The sequence below is a fragment of the Vibrio sp. 10N.261.51.F11 genome, from assembly GCF_041471665.1.
GTDB classification, from domain to species: domain Bacteria; phylum Pseudomonadota; class Gammaproteobacteria; order Enterobacterales; family Vibrionaceae; genus Vibrio; species Vibrio crassostreae_C.
Genome location: NZ_JBFROW010000025.1, coordinates 97,438 through 113,974, shown reverse-complemented (window position 1 = coordinate 113,974; position 16,537 = coordinate 97,438). Strand labels below are relative to the sequence as shown.

16 protein-coding genes are annotated in these 16,537 nt (G+C 44.5%); 9 read left to right on the top strand and 7 right to left on the bottom strand.

The annotated features are described in order from the left end of the window. Window positions 1–2 precede the first annotated feature (2 nt). Entirely contained in the window at window positions 3–917 is a 915-nt protein-coding gene (locus AB4351_RS08660; RefSeq protein WP_372056258.1) for a TIGR01777 family oxidoreductase, read from the bottom strand. Window positions 918–1,206: 289 nt separating this feature from the next. On the opposite strand from AB4351_RS08660, the gene AB4351_RS08655 reads away from it, so the two are divergent. Genes AB4351_RS08655 through yfcE form a run of 5 tightly spaced genes read left to right on the top strand, consistent with a single transcriptional unit; the run spans window position 1,207 to window position 4,069 of the window. Then, window positions 1,207–1,941 (top strand): DUF1538 domain-containing protein, encoded by a 735-nt coding sequence (locus tag AB4351_RS08655; RefSeq protein WP_017072437.1) that lies wholly within the window; start codon window positions 1,207–1,209, stop codon window positions 1,939–1,941. Beyond that, window positions 1,938–2,732 (top strand): DUF1538 domain-containing protein, encoded by a 795-nt coding sequence (locus tag AB4351_RS08650; protein ID WP_017062208.1) that lies wholly within the window; start codon window positions 1,938–1,940, stop codon window positions 2,730–2,732. Before AB4351_RS08655 ends, AB4351_RS08650 begins: the two co-directional genes overlap by 4 nt. Beyond that, a complete protein-coding gene (locus tag AB4351_RS08645; protein ID WP_017062207.1) occupies window positions 2,722–3,072 on the top strand; it encodes a P-II family nitrogen regulator in 351 nt (116 codons plus the stop codon). Before AB4351_RS08650 ends, AB4351_RS08645 begins: the two co-directional genes overlap by 11 nt. Continuing rightward, a complete protein-coding gene (locus AB4351_RS08640; protein ID WP_017062206.1) occupies window positions 3,069–3,476 on the top strand; it encodes a CBS domain-containing protein in 408 nt (135 codons plus the stop codon). The genes AB4351_RS08645 and AB4351_RS08640 overlap by 4 nt, the downstream gene beginning before the upstream one ends. 47 nt (window positions 3,477–3,523) lie before the next feature. Further along, window positions 3,524–4,069, top strand: a complete 546-nt coding sequence (yfcE, locus tag AB4351_RS08635; protein ID WP_017068995.1) for a phosphodiesterase — start codon at window positions 3,524–3,526, stop codon at window positions 4,067–4,069. 24 nt (window positions 4,070–4,093) lie between these two features. Here the strand turns inward: yfcE and AB4351_RS08630 are convergent, their stop codons facing one another. From AB4351_RS08630 to AB4351_RS08620, 3 genes are all read right to left on the bottom strand, one after another. Further along, window positions 4,094–4,414: a SelT/SelW/SelH family protein gene (locus AB4351_RS08630; protein ID WP_017062204.1), complete on the bottom strand. Its 321-nt coding sequence runs from the start codon at window positions 4,412–4,414 to the stop codon at window positions 4,094–4,096. Window positions 4,415–4,549: 135 nt separating this feature from the next. Further along, a complete protein-coding gene (locus AB4351_RS08625; RefSeq protein ID WP_372074680.1) occupies window positions 4,550–5,065 on the bottom strand; it encodes a regulatory protein ToxS in 516 nt (171 codons plus the stop codon). A 1-nt stretch (window position 5,066) separates the two neighbouring features. Next, complete coding sequence (locus AB4351_RS08620) at window positions 5,067–5,978, bottom strand: transcriptional regulator (RefSeq protein WP_017063403.1); 912 nt, start codon at window positions 5,976–5,978, stop codon at window positions 5,067–5,069. A 271-nt stretch (window positions 5,979–6,249) separates the two neighbouring features. Here AB4351_RS08620 and htpG point away from each other — a divergent pair, with 271 nt between their 5' ends. From htpG to hemH, 3 genes are all read left to right on the top strand, one after another. Further along, window positions 6,250–8,154, top strand: a complete 1,905-nt coding sequence (gene htpG, locus AB4351_RS08615) for a molecular chaperone HtpG (RefSeq protein ID WP_017062201.1) — start codon at window positions 6,250–6,252, stop codon at window positions 8,152–8,154. Window positions 8,155–8,543: 389 nt separating this feature from the next. Next, window positions 8,544–9,188: an adenylate kinase gene (adk, locus tag AB4351_RS08610; protein ID WP_017062200.1), complete on the top strand. Its 645-nt coding sequence runs from the start codon at window positions 8,544–8,546 to the stop codon at window positions 9,186–9,188. A 277-nt stretch (window positions 9,189–9,465) separates the two neighbouring features. Further along, window positions 9,466–10,428 carry a ferrochelatase gene (gene hemH / locus AB4351_RS08605; protein ID WP_017068992.1) on the top strand — a complete coding sequence of 321 codons (963 nt, stop codon included), beginning with the start codon at window positions 9,466–9,468 and terminating at the stop codon, window positions 10,426–10,428. A gap of 90 nt (window positions 10,429–10,518) precedes the next feature. On the opposite strand, the gene AB4351_RS08600 is transcribed toward hemH, so the two are convergent. Further along, window positions 10,519–11,904, bottom strand: coding sequence for a peptide MFS transporter (locus tag AB4351_RS08600; RefSeq protein WP_102393253.1), 1,386 nt, complete (start codon window positions 11,902–11,904; stop codon window positions 10,519–10,521). Window positions 11,905–12,405: 501 nt separating this feature from the next. On the opposite strand from AB4351_RS08600, the gene rfaH reads away from it, so the two are divergent. Next, window positions 12,406–12,912, top strand: a complete 507-nt coding sequence (rfaH, locus tag AB4351_RS08595) for a transcription/translation regulatory transformer protein RfaH (protein ID WP_017068990.1) — start codon at window positions 12,406–12,408, stop codon at window positions 12,910–12,912. Window positions 12,913–12,990: 78 nt separating this feature from the next. Here the strand turns inward: rfaH and asnB are convergent, their stop codons facing one another. Both asnB and AB4351_RS08585 read right to left on the bottom strand, forming a co-directional pair. Then, window positions 12,991–14,661 carry an asparagine synthase B gene (gene asnB, locus AB4351_RS08590; protein ID WP_102320162.1) on the bottom strand — a complete coding sequence of 557 codons (1,671 nt, stop codon included), beginning with the start codon at window positions 14,659–14,661 and terminating at the stop codon, window positions 12,991–12,993. A 235-nt stretch (window positions 14,662–14,896) separates the two neighbouring features. Continuing rightward, window positions 14,897–16,483: a cation:proton antiporter family protein gene (locus AB4351_RS08585; RefSeq protein WP_017062195.1), complete on the bottom strand. Its 1,587-nt coding sequence runs from the start codon at window positions 16,481–16,483 to the stop codon at window positions 14,897–14,899. Between the last annotated feature and the right edge of the window lie 54 nt (window positions 16,484–16,537).

Below are 16,537 nucleotides of genomic sequence, written 5' to 3'. Positions count from 1 at the left end.
AATTAGTCTTGATGTTGTAACAAGTTTTTTAGTGCTGGCTCGATTCTTGAGTAACTAAAGATGAATCCCATCTCAGTGAGTTTCTTCGGCTTGGAGCGAATGCTGTCAAATAGCAAACAAGATGATTCCCCCATGAGAATCGACATTGCCCATTTCGGCGTGAATAAGAAATGCGGTCGGCCTAATTGTTTCGCTAACGTGCTGCTGAACAGTTTGTTGGTCACAGGGTGAGGGGCACACATATTGAATTCCCCTTGAGCGTGGGGGAGTGACAACAAGTGATTGATGGCTCTCACCATATCGAGAATGTGAATCCATGGCATGTACTGCTCACCTGAACCTATTGGACCACCGACGCCGAGTTTATAAGGCAATAGCATCTTCTTGAGTGCGCCGCCATTCTCGCCAAGTACAACCCCTGTTCGCAGTAGTATCACGCGTGTGCTTTCTGATTGTGCTCTCTTGGCTATCTCTTCCCAGTGGGCACAGACTTTATGAGGAAAGCTTTCATCTTCTACTTGCAGTGACTCGTCAAACGGGTGCTGCTGTTGATCGCCATAGTAACCCACGGCTGAACCGCTAATAAAAGCGTGTGGCGGGTTGCTACTGGCATGAATTAATTCGACCAGCTTTTCAGTGATGTGCCAGCGGCTGTTACAGATCCTCTCTTTTTGTTCTGTACTCCAACGCTTATCGGCAATCGGCTCACCCGCGAGGTTGACCACCACATCAAAGTCATTGAGATCACTGAGCTCATCAAGGGATTGAATGTAATGAAGGTTGTTCTGGTTGAGGTGATTTAGGTTTTGCTTCGCATTTTCAGGACTCCGCGTCAGCAATGTCACGTCGTCAGTGTTCCAACTCTTGACCAATTCAGAGCCAATAAATCCAGTACCACCCGTTAACAATATCTTCATACCAATCTCCCTATTAAACATAATTATAGACATGGCTTGTTTTTAGTCGCCAATCAATACGAAAAAATCACTATAACGATCATAAGGTTTCAATCGTGTGATGCCCAAATTACGCCTTTTTCAATTTACAAAGGAGTGAAATTAAATTCATCAAGTCAGGATGTGTACCGTCATCACACTTATGCACTTTACTCGGATATGTTACCAACTGCGTAATATTTGTCACATAAGCAATGATAAGGATTTGCCATGATTATTATTAATTCATAATCAGCGACAAGGAATTGCGATGACGGCGGTGCTTGCTTTGTTTCGATCCATGTTAGGTAGCCTGAGGGATCTATTGCCAATCGTGGCGGTAATCGCTTTCTTCCAGCTTGCTGTCTTACAAGAGCCACTTCCTCATCTTTTATCTATTCTGACTGGCTTAGTGCTCGTCGTTTTTGGACTCACTTTCTTTATCTTTGGCCTTGAAATGGGGTTGTTTCCAATTGGCGAATCGATGGCTCAAGCATTTGCCAGAAAGGGGAGTGTGTTCTGGTTATTGATCTTCGCTTTTTGTTTGGGTTTTGGTACCACCATAGCCGAGCCAGCGTTAACCGCAGTCGCTGCCGAAGCCGCAGAAGTGGCAGCTGAGGGAGGTGTAATCCCCAATACGTTAGATGAAATGGAGCAGTATGCCAATGGCCTGCGCTTTACTGTGGCACTGTCAGTCGGTATCGCTATTTTACTCGGTGTGCTGAGAATCTTAAAAGGTTGGCCAATCCAGTACATGATCATCGGTGGATATATTGGAGTGGTCGTGCTCACTGCATTTGCTCCGGAAAACATCATTGGAATTGCGTATGACTCTGGTGGAGTAACGACATCGACGATCACCGTCCCATTAGTAACTGCGTTAGGGGTGGGTTTAGCCTCGGCAATTAAAGGGCGTAATCCGATGATAGATGGTTTTGGGTTGATCGCGTTTGCTTCGTTGCTGCCGATGATGTTTGTCATGGTGTACGGGATGGTGGTGACATGATCAGTGTTCAACAATTTATCGACACCTTTCTCGGCACTGTGATGGATGTGATCCCGATTGCGATCATCATCTTCGGTTTTCAGTTGGCGGTATTACGAAAGCCAGTCAATAACCTAGCCAAAGTGCTGATCGGTTTCTTCTACGTCATTCTTGGCTTATCACTCTTTTTGATGGGATTGGAACTCGCGTTATTCCCTCTAGGGGAGACGATGGCAATGCAACTCACCGAGCCAAGTTTTTTGACTGAGTTTAAGATCAGTTCTGGTCTTGCTTTGGCTTGGTTTGATTATTACTGGGTCTATCTTTTCGCGTTTTGTATTGGTTTCAGCACCACGATAGCCGAGCCCTCTTTGATTGCTGTAGCGATTAAGGCGAACCAAGTTTCCGGTGGCAGTATCAGCGTCAATGGGCTGAGGATCGCCGTGGCATTGGGCGTTGCTATCGGTATCTCACTGGGCAGCTACCGTATCGTTGCGGGTGACCCGATCCACTACTACATCATTTTTGGTTATGTCGTCGTGGTCATTCAAACCTTTTACGCCCCAAAACTCATTATTCCATTGGCCTACGATTCGGGTGGCGTCACTACATCAACGGTGACAGTCCCTTTAGTGACGGCGCTCGGGCTTGGACTCGCTTCAACCGTACCAGGAAGAAACCCTGTTATTGATGGCTTTGGGTTGATCGCCTTTGCCAGCTTATTTCCCATCATTTCAGTGATGGGCTATGCCCAAATAACACAATGGTTAAACCGTTTACACACCTCTAAGGAGAGCAAAGATGCGCTTTAAACTTATCTTAGCGTTTGTAGAAGAGAGCAAGACCGACACTGTGCTCGATGCCGCGCGTGATGCGGGCGCGACTGGAGCAACGGTGATTAACAACGCCAGAGGGCAAGGCTTAAACCAAAAAACCACCTTCTTTGGCCTAACGCTAGAGGTACAAAAAGATGTGTTGCTGTTTGTGGTTGAGGAACACTTAGCGAGGCATATTCTTGAAACTATTGGCGAAGTCGGTGAGTTTGACCAGGAGTCAGGACAAGGTATAGCGGTGCAGATCGATATCGAAGACGCAGTCGGGGTTGCGCATCAAGTCGAGACGTTAACAAAGGTTGTGGAGGATGAGCTATGAGTACCAGTGAAAAGATCCGAGTAGGCGATGTCATGGCCAATACGTATGTGATTATCGATGGGCTAACCACGGTGTTAGAAGCGATAGAGATGGCTAAAAAGCACAAAGTGAAGGCAATCATTGTCGATAAACGCCACGAAGATGACGAATACGGCATCGTATTGATGAATGACATTGCCAAGAAAGTACTGGCTAAGAACCGATCTCCAAAGCGAACCAATGTTTATGAGATCATGACCAAGCCAGCGCTAAGCGTGTCTGCTGAGATGAACGTAAAGTATTGCGCTCGCCTGTTTGAACGCTTTGGTATCAGTCGTGCGCCAGTAGTTCGTGATAACAAGATAGTCGGTATGGTTAGTTACAATAATATCGTGATCAATGGTATGGCGAGAGATGACGTGTAGCATTTAGATACGTACAATAGGCTCATAAATTTTATGGAGAAGTACGTGTGAAATTATTTTTTGCTTCAGACCTACACGGTTCGCTGCCAGCAACAGAAAAGGTATTAGAACTCTACCAAGCATCTGGTGCGCAATATTTAGTTCTATTGGGTGACATTCTGAATCATGGACCAAGAAATCCGATTCCAGAAGGATACAACCCGCCGGCGGTTGCAGATAAGTTGAATGCGTTTTCTCAAGAGATCATTGCCGTTCGTGGTAACTGCGATAGCGAAGTGGATCAGATGTTGTTGTCTTTTCCAATGATGATGGATTACTCGTGGGTGCTATTAGAATCAGGCCAGCGTATCTTCCTAACGCATGGCCATTTGTACAACACCAATAAACGCCCTGCGTTGAAGGCGGGCGATATCATTGCACACGGTCATACCCATATTCCTGTCGCCGAATACCAAGATGACATCTTTATCTTTAACCCTAGCTCGGTGACATTCCCACGAGAGGGACACGCGGCAAGCTATGGCATCTATGAAAACAATACCTTCAAAGTCATTAGCCTTGAAGGTGATGTTCTCGTGAGTGGTCAGCTTTAAATCATTGGATCGGCTGTGAAAGGCTTATTTTGAGTCCACGTGGCCGAGATCTCTGTCTGGAGCAATGATGTTTCGTACTCTTTGCTTCAGAACTTTCGCCTCTGGAAAACCGTCATCTGCTTTTCTTTCCCAAATCTGCACACCATTACAAAAGATTTCGAACCTGCCTCCCGTGTCTGGGTGTAAGCTCACTTGTTCAATTTCTTCGCTGAAGGTATGCAGTAGCTCTTGGCATAACCAACTAGAGCGAAGCATCCAATTGCATTGACGGCAATAGTGTATCGCGATTGTGGCTTTTGTTGCTGTCTCTTTCGCTGGCGCCAGATTAGGTTGTTCCGTTTTCATGGTTAATCCTTAAAATGCTACATCCGTAATTTGATACCAACGGCTAACAAAAAAGGGGCTTCATGCCCCTTTTTTCTATTGGTTTACCGTTTCATGGTATTCAGCTATTCATAAACAGTAAATAGCGATCCAATCTTAGTTTGAAAACAATACGGTAGAACCATGATTTAAGCTAGTCAGTAGCAGTGCCTTCGGGTTAACAATATCTATGCGGCGGCTTTGCTCTGCGTCCATCTTAATGACTTGAGTGATCAGCTCTAGCTGTTCTTCTGAAAAGTCTTGGCGCTGAGCCGAGGTCACATCTTTAAACTCCGTTGGCGAAATCAGTAAGTAGTTATCGTTAATATCCCACTGACCCGTTTCAGAGATGTTGATGACATTCGCAGGCTCAGTTTGATTACCGTAAAGTCTAACCACTGACATTCTTAAATATGTACCATTTGGTAGGTATTTCGCATTCGATGATAGTTCAACTCTACGAAGTGGGCCTATTGAGTCAGCTTGCTTGTTATCGCTAATCAGCGTCACCATTCTCGACTGCCATTCATGCTGAGTGAGTAAGCGCTCTACTTTTGCATCGCTGCTCCAATATAACCAACCGCTCAAAAATGCCGATAGAACCAGTAAGATAATCGATACTTTTAATTTCATGTTACTTACCACCGTTACAAATGTCGTTTACATCCGACTGGTTTGCGTAAATTCTTAGGGTTACATTTTCGCTCGAGTAATCTTGCGGGTGAATGTAGTTGAGGGCAAGGTTATTGGTTTGTCCTCCTGTAGCGATCACTTCAGCCGGCTTTAACACACCAGTGTGACTCGTGTTGTAACTTAATACACACTTTTCTATTGCTGGCAGCCAACTGCTGAGGTCTGGGTGGTTAACCGGTGATTGAACCTTTACACCATCCACTTCAGTCAAAACCGTGAACTCGGACTCCACCGGGGTAGTAAACGTTAAAACGAGAATCGGCATGATGAAAGCGGCAAGCAGTAACCAAAATGTTAACCATTTATTGGTGCTTTTAGCCGGAGCTACAACAGGAGCGGTTGCTGGTTCTACTGCCACTTTAGTTTGTTGAACTTTTGTAATTGGCTCAGGTTCAAATGTGTCAGTGATTGCTTGTTCAGTCGCTGCAGGCGTTGCAAACGTTAGGATAGGTTCAACGTCATTTTCTGCAATTTCAGCGGCTACTGGCTGATCATTTGATGACAGTGGCGCAGAGCGCTCAACGGTCGCAATAAATTGGTAACCGCGCTTCGGTACTGTCTTTACGAATTCAGGAGATTTAGTCGAGTCTTTGAGCATCTTTCTCAGAGTCGATACGGCTTGCGTTAAGCTTGAGTCATCCACCTCAAAGCCTTGGTCTCGCCAAACATACTCATGCAATTCATTACGAGTGATAACTTCATTAGGCCTTTCTGACAGCATCAAGAGAATGCGGCTTTCATTGCTACCAAGACGTACGACTTCACCGTCGCTCATTTGATCGACAAGTGAATTGCTGTTTGGGTCGAATACGAACCGTTGTGCGAGAATAAACTTTGTGCCGATATTACTCATTGAATTCTTCTATTTTGGATTGTTTTGGGGGGCGAAATAGACAAATCTCAGGTGAAGTTCCGTTAATTCTTCACCAAATCATGGCTTATTTTATGTTCTTTTATATTTATCAGGCTCAAGGATAATAAAAACAGATAAAAAAAACAGTGTTTTTATGATTTTTGACCTTGAATTTACATTTGTCATCCTCATGTTAATGAACAGAAGAGTGGCATCAAGTGTTACGCCCCTATGATTATTCAACATAAAGTATAGATGTTTTGGAGTAAAAATGAGCGAAACGGCAACGCAAAATAAAGAGACTCGTGGCTTTCAATCTGAAGTAAAACAACTACTTCATCTAATGATTCACTCACTGTATTCAAATAAAGAAATCTTTCTACGTGAGCTGATCTCTAACGCATCTGACGCGGCTGATAAGCTTCGTTTTCAAGCTCTATCGAACGGTGACCTTTACCAAGGTGATGCAGATCTAGGTGTAAAACTTTCTTTCAACGCGGAAGCAAACACGTTAACCATTTCTGATAACGGTATCGGTATGAGCCGCGACAACGTTATTGAGCATTTAGGTACGATTGCTAAGTCAGGCACTGCAGACTTTTTCTCAAAGCTGTCTGAAGACCAAAGCAAAGACTCTCAACTGATTGGTCAATTTGGTGTGGGTTTCTATTCTGCATTCATCGTCGCAGACGCGGTAACGGTTCGCACACGTGCAGCTGGCCTGCCGAACAATGAAGCTGTTCAGTGGCACTCTGCAGGTGAAGGCGATTACACAATCGAAGACATCACTAAAGAGTCTCGTGGTACTGACATCGTTCTGCACATGCGTGAAGACGGTAAAGAGTTCTTAAATGAGTGGCGTCTGCGTGAAGTGATTGGTAAATATTCTGACCACATCGGTATTCCTGTTTCTATCTTCACAGCAGTGAAAGATGACGAAGGTAAAGACACCGAAGAGAAACATTGGGAACAGATCAATAAGGCGCAAGCGCTTTGGACTCGCAACAAATCTGATATCGAGAAAGAAGAGTACCAAGAGTTTTACAAGCACGTATCTCACGACTTTGCTGATCCACTAACCTGGAGCCACAACAAGGTTGAAGGTAAGAACGATTACACAAGCCTGCTTTACATCCCAGCGAAAGCACCTTGGGACATGATGAACCGTGACCACAAGAGTGGCTTGAAACTTTACGTGCAGCGTGTATTCATCATGGATGACGCAGAGCAGTTCATGCCATCTTACATGCGTTTCGTTCGCGGCTTGATTGACTCAAACGATCTGCCATTGAACGTGTCTCGTGAAATCCTGCAAGACAACAAGGTAACTCAGTCTCTTCGTGGCGCATGTACCAAGCGTGTACTGACTATGCTTGAGCGCATGGCGAAGAATGACAATGATAAGTACCTAGAGTTTTGGAAAGAGTTCGGCCTAGTATTGAAAGAAGGCCCGGCTGAAGATATGGCGAACAAAGAGAAGATCGCTGGTCTACTTCGTTTCTCGTCAACGGAAGTGGATTCTGCTGAACAAACCATCAGCCTAGAATCTTACGTTGAGCGCATGAAAGAAGGCCAAGATAAGATTTACTACCTGACGGCAGATAGCTACGCTGCCGCTAAGAACAGCCCACACTTGGAGCAGTTCAAAGCTAAAGGTATTGAAGTGGTTCTAATGTACGATCGTATTGATGAGTACGTAATGAACTACCTGACTGACTTCGACGGTAAACAGTTCCAATCGATCACTAAAGCAGGCTTAGACCTAAGCAAGTTTGAAGGTGAAGAAGAGAAAGAGAAGCAAAAAGAGACAGAAGAAGAGTTCAAATCTGTTGTTGAGCGTACTCAATCTTACCTAGGTGGTCGTGTTAAAGAAGTTCGTACGACCTTCAAGCTAGCAACGACACCTGCGGTTGTTGTGACTGACGACTTCGAAATGGGCACGCAAATGGCGAAGCTTCTTGAAGCTGCGGGTCAAGCGGCACCGGAAGTGAAGTACATCTTCGAGATTAACCCTGAGCACGCACTGGTTAAACAGATGGCTGACGAAGCAGACGAGCAAGCGTTTGGTCGTTGGGTTGAGTTGCTACTTGGTCAAGCGATGCTGGCTGAAAAGGGCTCAATGGAAGATCCGTCACAATTCTTGGGTGCAATCAACGAGCTACTAACAAAGCGTTAGTCTTTCGACTTTAGGTTAAGCCAACAATTACAATAAAAAGCTCGCAAATGCGGGCTTTTTTTTATGAACGTCGTTGAAAATTGACCTAACGTGGTCAACGTCACCGTTATCGTCACAACAAATGTTGTCGATGCATTCTTTAGTCGTAAATTCAGCCAAATTGAATATTAATGTGATAGAATGCTCGACCTAATCAGCTGGGGCTAAGAAGCAACTATCTCCAGTTGTATGATTTTTAAACGTTATACCGAAACTTACCGTTTTGCTTCTGTTCACAGTTTTGCTTAGCCTCAATGGTTACTTAACGCTTTCTGTTCATCCTAAAAATGAGCAAGAATGGAGGGATAGTGAGCTTCGGTATAAATCATAATTTTATAAGAGGATTAAACATGCGCATCATTCTTCTAGGTGCTCCTGGCGCGGGTAAAGGTACTCAAGCTAACTTCATCATGAACAAATTTGGTATCCCTCAAATTTCAACTGGTGACATGCTACGTGCTGCTATCAAAGCGGGTACTGAGCTTGGTAAGCAAGCAAAATCAGTAATCGACGCTGGTCAGCTAGTTTCTGATGAAATTATCCTTGGTCTTATCAAAGAGCGTATCGCTCAAGATGACTGTGAGAAAGGTTTCCTACTAGACGGTTTCCCACGCACAATCCCACAAGCTGATGGCCTAAAAGAAATGGGCATCGCTGTTGATTACGTTGTTGAATTTGACGTAGCTGACGATGTGATTGTTGAGCGTATGGCTGGTCGTCGTGCTCACCTTCCTTCTGGTCGTACATACCACACTGTGTACAATCCGCCTAAAGAAGAAGGTAAAGATGACGTAACGGGTGAAGACCTAGTGGTACGTGATGACGACAAAGAAGAAACAGTTCGTGCACGTCTAGGTGTATACCACGATCAAACAGCTCCGCTAATCTCTTACTACGGTAAAGAAGCTGAAGCAGGTAACACTCAGTACCTTAAGTTTGACGGTACTAAGCAAGTTGCTGAAGTTAGTGCAGAACTTGAGAAAGCACTAGCATAATTGGCTAACAGCCAGTTTTAGAATTTGATATATTGGAAGCGACCTTAAGGGTCGCTTTTTTTGTTTCAATTTTTAGTACGATACCAATCTATATAACTTGATTGCACATGATTCAGAACGGTTCAGACCCGACGGCAGTGGCTAGCAATTGAGAGTGGATGTTGTGTATCTCATATGAAGAATGATTATTCAGACTTTCATTGAGGCGCAATGATCTTAAACTTATGCAGATTAGTATATTACTTTCCAGAAAATCACATATTGGTCTCAGGTATCTATGGAAAATAATAAAAAGCAGGGCGTTTTACTGGTGAACTTAGGAACGCCAGATGCGGCGACCCCCGCTGGCGTTCGTCGATTTTTGAGTGAATTCTTACACGACAAGCGAGTTGTAAACCTAACGCGTTGGCTTTGGTGTCCTATATTACATGGCGTGATTTTACCGATTCGCTCGCCTAAAGTTGCTAAGCTGTATCAGTCTGTCTGGATGGATGAGGGCTCACCACTGCTTGTGTACTCTCAAAGACAAGCTGAAAAGCTCCAGAAAAAACTAGAGATGCCTGTTGCACTGGGTATGACCTATGGCAACCCAAGCCTAAAGACTGGTGTTGAGCAACTGATGGAGCAGGGCGTTGAGGACATCATCGTACTGCCTCTGTATCCGCAGTACTCTGGCACAACCACAGCGGCGGTTTCTGATGGTTTGACCAAAGCCTTTAAGCAGATGCCAGTTATCCCGAGCTATCGCTTTATTCGCGACTACTACGCGCACCCAAGCTATGCAAAAGCATTGGCTGAAAGCGTCCGCAGTCATTGGGATAAAAATGGCAGAGCCGATCATTTAGTGTGTTCTTTCCACGGTATTCCGAAGCGACTGGCTGATGAAGGCGATATCTACCCTCAGCATTGTGAAGCGACAACAAAGTTGCTTGCGGCAGAGTTAGGTTTGTTAGCGGACGATATCACCATGACATACCAATCGCGATTTGGTCGAGAAGAGTGGTTGAAGCCATACACTGACGAGACACTTGAGTCACTGCCGAGTAAAGGCATCAAGAAGATCGACATCATGGCACCTGCCTTTTCGGTTGACTGTTTGGAAACGTTGGAAGAGATTTCAGACCAGTGTAAAGAGACGTTCATTGACGCTGGTGGTTCGGACTTTAGCTACATTATGTGTCTGAACGACAGAGACTCACACATCGACATGATGGCTGAACTAGTGGCGCTTCATCGCTAACTGATATGGCGATTGAATAGATAACAAAAGGGCTGCTCATTGAGCAGCCCTTTTTGATCTTGATGTTTCTTCTTGAAATCGATCTAGCTATTAAGCGACCGAAGTTTCTGCTTTTGGTTCTGCTTCAAGCGTCATGTTGGTTTCTACACCATGCATCCATGATACAAGCTTACCAGCACAAAGCAGCAGTAATATGGCACTCACCGTTGCTGTGATAGCAATACCACTGAAGATTGACATAGCACCAAGCTCACCAACGTGAGAACCGACCAGGCCTGCCACGTAGTTTGCCACCGCATTGAAGCCAAACCATGCACCCATCATCAATGATGCTAGGCGAAGCGGAGCTAACTTAGTGACCAACGACAGGCCAATAGGCGATAGACAAAGCTCACCAAGGGTATGGAAGAAGAAAGCACCGACTAGCCATAGCATTGATGTTTTCACGGTTAGGTCACCGCCTTGCTCCATTACCGCGCCCATCATGCACACAAAGCCCAGTGCTAAGAAGAACAATGCCATTGCAAACTTAACAGGAGAGTTGGGTTCACGCTTACCCAGTTTCACCCAGAACGCAGCAATGATTGGAGCAAGTGTAATGATGAAGAATGGGTTCAAAGATTGGAACCACGCAGCAGGAACTTCAAAGCCACCAATCATACGGTCAGTATATTGTTGAGTGTAGATGTTCATTAGGCCGCCAGCTTGTTCAAAGCCCGCCCAGAAAACAATCACGAACAGACCCATGATAAGAATCACTTTTAGTCTGTCGAACTCTTCTTTGGTCAGTGGCGCTTTTTCTTTAGATTTGTTTAGTGCTTTCGCTCTTGCAGCAGCAGGTACAGAACCGATGTTGCCCAACCAAGACTGAGCCATTGTCACTTGCATGATCAAGCTAATAACCATACCAATACCAGCGGCTAGGAAACCTGCTTTCCAACCGAATGAATCGACAGCAGCACCTGAAATTAAGCCACCAAGCAGCGCACCTAAGTTGATGCCCATGTAGAAAATGGTGAAAGCACCGTCACGGCGGTTATCGCCTTCTTGGTACAGATCGCCAACCATGGTTGAGATGTTCGGCTTAAACATACCGTTACCACTGATTAGCAGCGCTAAACCAAGGTACAGCGCGTTCACTTGGTCTAAACCGATGAAGCCGTTAGGTAGAGCCATTGTAAATTGGCCAAGTGCCATCAATACACCGCCAATCATAATTGATTTACGCTGACCTAGGTAGTTATCGGCAATCCAGCCACCAATTAATGGTGTGATGTAGACTAAGCCGGTGTAAATACCGTAGAGATCGAGTGCGTCTTTCGTTGACCAACCCAGTCCACCGTTGAGGGTAGTGTCAGTCAAAAATAAGACAAGGATGGCACGCATCGCATAGTAAGAGAAACGTTCCCATAGCTCTGTGCTAAAAAGTAGAAATAGGCCTCTAGGGTGGCCAAAGATGTTGTGGTTGCTTGGCATAAGTTTTACTAATTTTAGGTATTAAAAGATTTTATAGTCATTCATGTATACACAGTGGGATAAAAGTCTGCAATAGACTTATTTTATGGTCACGACAACTTGGTTTAACTAAGATGTTGATATTAAATATCTTTATTTTTAATGTTGCCCATTTTAGATGTGCTGCAAACTAATTTTCCAGATTTGAGTTGGTTGGTTAATAACCTTCATTAAAGTTGTGTTGAATTAAAATCTTTAGATATATTGCTCTGGTGTATCATTTTGAGTTTTAAGGGAGTGGCATGCGCATTAGGTGGGGCATACATATGCTTACAACAATGAGTCTTTTGATCTCTAAATGATCTCTGTACAATGCTTAACCACTCCGACACCTATAACTTTTTGTTGATAAATTGGTCTGCTACGCATTATTTTTCGTTAGCAACGATTCATTTTATTAATGGTGATTTAACCGTTTTAGGCATGTGGTAAAATATCTAAAAATATAAAATGGCTAGTCAAATGAAACGTTGGTATTTGCTTTACTGTAAGCGTGGTGATCAAAAACGCGCTCAGCAGCACTTAGAGAATCAGGGGGTAGAGTGCTTTTACCCTCAAATAGAAGTCGAAAAGGTGGTGAGAGGGAAAGAAAAGCAGGTCAAAGAACCGCTGTTTCCGTCTTACATCTTTGTTCGCTTCGACTATGAGCAAGGTCCTAGCTTCACGACCGTTCGTTCAACACGTGGCGTTGTGGACTTTATTAAGTTCGGTTCACTGCCGCACGAGGTCCAAGGAGACTTGGTGTTTGAACTTAAAGAGTTTGAGAAGTGCTGCAGTAACGAAGTGGAAGATTGTTGTGTCGAGTTTGAATCTGGACAGGTAGTTAAGATTCAGAGTGGCCAATTTGCTGGGGTTGAAGCTATTTTCGATCAGAAAGACGGTGAGGCTCGATCGATTATGCTGGTGAAAATGATCAGCCAAGTCGTTCCAATCAGTATTGAGAACGAAGCACTACAAGCTCGCGCATAACTGCAGTAATAAAAATAGGCTTAAAACAAAAGGCGCATAATGCGCCTTTTTTAGTCTTTAGGATTTGTTCAAAACGCTCTAAGCGTTGTAAGCATCGTTGTGAACGGCTTGTACTGCACGGCCTGATGGGTCGACACAGTTTTTGAATGACTCATCCCACTCAATCGCTTTCGCTGATGAACAAGCAACTGAAGGACCACCAGGTACACACTCTGCCGCAGATTCTAGAGGGAATAGCTCCTCAAAGATTTCACGGTAAGCATAACCTTCTTTGGTTGTTGGCGTGTTGTAAGGGAAACGGAACTTAGCAGCTTCCATTTGTTGATCCGTTACTTTTGCTTCAGCCGTTGCTTTCAATGTATCAATCCAATCGTAGCCAACACCATCAGAGAACTGCTCTTTTTGACGCCATGCGATTGAATCTGGTAGGTAGTCTTCAAAACACTCACGCAGGATGTGTTTCTCCATCTTACCGTTACCGCACATCTTATCTTCAGGGTTCAGACGCATTGCGACATCGATGAACTCTTTATCCAAGAATGGTACACGGCCTTCAACACCCCATGCCGCTAGCGATTTGTTTGCACGAGCACAGTCGAACATGCTTAGAGCAAGCAGTTTACGTACTGTCTCTTCGTGGAACTCTTTCGCGTTTGGCGCTTTATGGAAGTACAGGTAACCACCAAAGATTTCATCAGCACCTTCACCTGAAAGTACCATCTTGATGCCCATCGCTTTGATCTTACGAGCCAGCAAGTACATTGGCGTTGATGCACGAATCGTCGTTACATCGTAAGTTTCGATATGGTAGATAACGTCACGGATTGCGTCTAGGCCTTCCTGAATAGTGTAAGTCATCTCATGGTGCACAGTTCCGATCTTGTCCGCAACTTCACGAGCAGCGATAAGGTCTGGTGCGCCTTCAAGACCAACAGCGAACGAGTGCAGTTGTGGCCACCAAGCTTCAGATTGCTCATCATCTTCGATACGCATTGCCGCAAAGCGTTTTGCAACTGCTGAAGTAATTGATGAATCCAGGCCACCAGATAGAAGTACACCGTAAGGAACGTCAGTCATTAGTTGACGTTTAACGGCTGCTTCTAGCGCTTCAGTCAGTTCTTCTTTGCTTGTGCTGTTGCCTTGTACCGCAGCGTACTCGTTCCAATCGCGGATGTAGTAGCGTTGAGGTTCAGCATCTTTCGAAGAGTAGAAGCTACCTGGAGGGAATTCACTGATCGTCTTACATACTTCAACCAATGCTTTCATCTCTGAAGCCACGTAGTAGTTGCCGTGCTCATCGTAACCTTGGTAAAGCGGGATGATACCAATATGGTCGCGGCCCACTAGGTACTCGTCTTTCTCTTCGTCGTATAAAACGAATGCGAAAATACCGTTAAGCTCTTCTAGAAGGTCTGCACCCATCTCTTGGTATAGCGCTAGGATAACTTCACAGTCAGAATCAGTCTGGAACTGGTACTTATCTTCATAGCGTGCACGAAGTTCTTTGTGGTTATAAATTTCACCGTTTACTGCAAGAATGTGCTTTTTGTCTTGACTGTATAGTGGTTGAGCACCACTGTTCAAGCCAACAATAGCAAGACGTTCATGAGCAAGGATTGCTTTTTCACCAGCATAGATACCAGACCAGTCTGGACCACGGTGACGAAGCTTCTTAGACATTTCTAAAGCAATAGGGCGAAGTGTTGCGGCATCACTTTTAATGTCGAGAATGCCAAATACTGAACACATAGAACTTCCTCTTAAATAATTTCCAAATCAACTGCATTCAATTTGCCATTCTGGCTAAAAAAAGCAACCGGATGTGAGCAAAAAAATAATATAAAGGGTGTTCTGTTAGAAATTATCTAATTTTTATGTGCTTTTGGTGTGTGATGTTTAATTGCGGTTGGTTTTTTAAACAAAAACCTCTCAAAAGTGCGAAAAATAGGCAGTTTTGAGAGGTTTAGTTGAACACTGTCTAATACTAGATTTTATTGATATTTGGATTTAACTGTTCGCAAACGTGGCGAGCAAAACCACTACCAGCCTCGCTGTAAATGTTAAATGCCGCATCAACGCCATTCTCTTTCAGTGTTTCGAGTTGATCGGGATATTCAGCAATAGCCGCAATTTGGCCTTTAAAGTTACGTGACTTTAATTGTTCTAAAGCGGTTTGATTACCTTGGTGGTGAGGCATTGCCAAAATCACCAGCTTTACGTTTGCTGTATCTAGAATTCGCTCCCAGAAATCTGGGTCAGTCGCGTCGCCAGAAATCACGTTTCTGCCTTGGCTTCTGTGGTTGTGCGCGGCTTCTTCACGCACTTCTACACCTAGGCTGACCTTGCCATAGCGAGTACGTAATTCGTCATAAGCACCGGTACCAATTCGGCCCATACCTAGAATAAGCACTTGGGCACGACCAGGGTCAATTCGCTTATCACGTCGGTGAAGCTTTTCTGACGCATGCTCTTTTAGCCATTTACCTGACTGCTGATAAAGCTTATGACCAGCTCGGTTTAAAGGAGCAGCGATTAGAAAAGACAGTGAAACTGCAATGGCAACGGCAACTAAGATATCACCCGACATCCAACCCATCTTGAAGGCGAGACCACCAACGATGAGGCCAAACTCGCTATAGTTAAACAGTGATAGTGAGGCAAGTAGAGACGTTCGAACACGGAACTTGAAGCGGTTGAGTACCAAGAAGTAGAGAACACCTTTCACTGGCAGCATCAGCAAGAACAAGATTGCGAGCATAAAGCCTTGAATGGTTGGTTGCTCTGACAGACCAATATTCAAGAAGAAACAGACAAGGAAAAGTTCTTTAAGGTTAAACAGCGACTTTGATAATTCTGAGGCTTTTGGGTGACCAGCAAGTAACATACCTAGAACAAGAGCCCCCAAATCTGGTTTCACACCAACCAAATGGAATAAACCAGCACCGACGACTAATGCGAAGAAGATGCCGGAAAGAACCAGCATCTCACCGTGACCAACCCAATCGAGCACTTTGTAGAACAGTGGGCGTAATAAGGGTAGGGCAAACAGAGCAATTGCATACCACTCAGGTATTTTGCCCGTAGAAGCCGTTAAGAATACTACGGCGAAGATATCCTGCATGACCAAGATACCAATCGCTAACGTTCCGTAGGTCGCATTCATTTCGCCTTTCTCTTGCAGAGTCTTAACCGCAAATACAGTACTAGAGAATGAAAGAGCAAAACCGAGCAGAACGATCTGTTCTACCGACATGGCAGCTAGCGATGAAATACCTAAGAACTTAAAGCCAAACAGGGCGACGGCGAAAAACAGAGTGGACAAAAGGTTGTGGATTGTCGCGCCAGCCCAGATCTCTTTAGAGAGTAGGGTTTTGATATCGAGCTTTAAGCCGATAGTAAATAGAAGCAGCGTGACACCAAGGTCAGCTAAAGTAATGATGGTGTCATTGGTTTCAAAGCCAAAGGCAAAAAGCCCAAAGCCTGCAACCAAAAAACCAACTAATGGGGGAAGGTGACACTTTAAAGCAATAAATCCTGCGATAAACGCAGTGGATATTAATATAAGTTCCATAACTTGTTGTTGTAGTTCCCTAGCTTAAAAAAACGGGCCGTGTTTATACAAACA

What these genes read in the sequence shown, in the direction of transcription:
- AB4351_RS08650 (WP_017062208.1), top strand. Translation starts at nt 1,938, where the DNA reads ATGATCAGTGTTCAACAATTTATCGACACCTTTCTCGGCACTGTGATG.
- AB4351_RS08660 (WP_372056258.1), bottom strand. Translation starts at nt 917, where the DNA reads ATGAAGATATTGTTAACGGGTGGTACTGGATTTATTGGCTCTGAATTG.
- AB4351_RS08625 (WP_372074680.1), bottom strand. Translation starts at nt 5,065, where the DNA reads ATGAAATTAAAAGTATCGATTATCTTACTGGTTCTATCGGCATTTTTG.
- AB4351_RS08585 (WP_017062195.1), bottom strand. Translation starts at nt 16,483, where the DNA reads ATGGAACTTATATTAATATCCACTGCGTTTATCGCAGGATTTATTGCT.
- hemH (WP_017068992.1), top strand. Translation starts at nt 9,466, where the DNA reads ATGGAAAATAATAAAAAGCAGGGCGTTTTACTGGTGAACTTAGGAACG.
- rfaH (WP_017068990.1), top strand. Translation starts at nt 12,406, where the DNA reads ATGAAACGTTGGTATTTGCTTTACTGTAAGCGTGGTGATCAAAAACGC.
- AB4351_RS08640 (WP_017062206.1), top strand. Translation starts at nt 3,069, where the DNA reads ATGAGTACCAGTGAAAAGATCCGAGTAGGCGATGTCATGGCCAATACG.
- AB4351_RS08620 (WP_017063403.1), bottom strand. Translation starts at nt 5,978, where the DNA reads ATGAGTAATATCGGCACAAAGTTTATTCTCGCACAACGGTTCGTATTC.
- AB4351_RS08630 (WP_017062204.1), bottom strand. Translation starts at nt 4,414, where the DNA reads ATGAAAACGGAACAACCTAATCTGGCGCCAGCGAAAGAGACAGCAACA.
- adk (WP_017062200.1), top strand. Translation starts at nt 8,544, where the DNA reads ATGCGCATCATTCTTCTAGGTGCTCCTGGCGCGGGTAAAGGTACTCAA.
- asnB (WP_102320162.1), bottom strand. Translation starts at nt 14,661, where the DNA reads ATGTGTTCAGTATTTGGCATTCTCGACATTAAAAGTGATGCCGCAACA.
- htpG (WP_017062201.1), top strand. Translation starts at nt 6,250, where the DNA reads ATGAGCGAAACGGCAACGCAAAATAAAGAGACTCGTGGCTTTCAATCT.
- AB4351_RS08655 (WP_017072437.1), top strand. Translation starts at nt 1,207, where the DNA reads ATGACGGCGGTGCTTGCTTTGTTTCGATCCATGTTAGGTAGCCTGAGG.
- AB4351_RS08600 (WP_102393253.1), bottom strand. Translation starts at nt 11,904, where the DNA reads ATGCCAAGCAACCACAACATCTTTGGCCACCCTAGAGGCCTATTTCTA.
- AB4351_RS08645 (WP_017062207.1), top strand. Translation starts at nt 2,722, where the DNA reads ATGCGCTTTAAACTTATCTTAGCGTTTGTAGAAGAGAGCAAGACCGAC.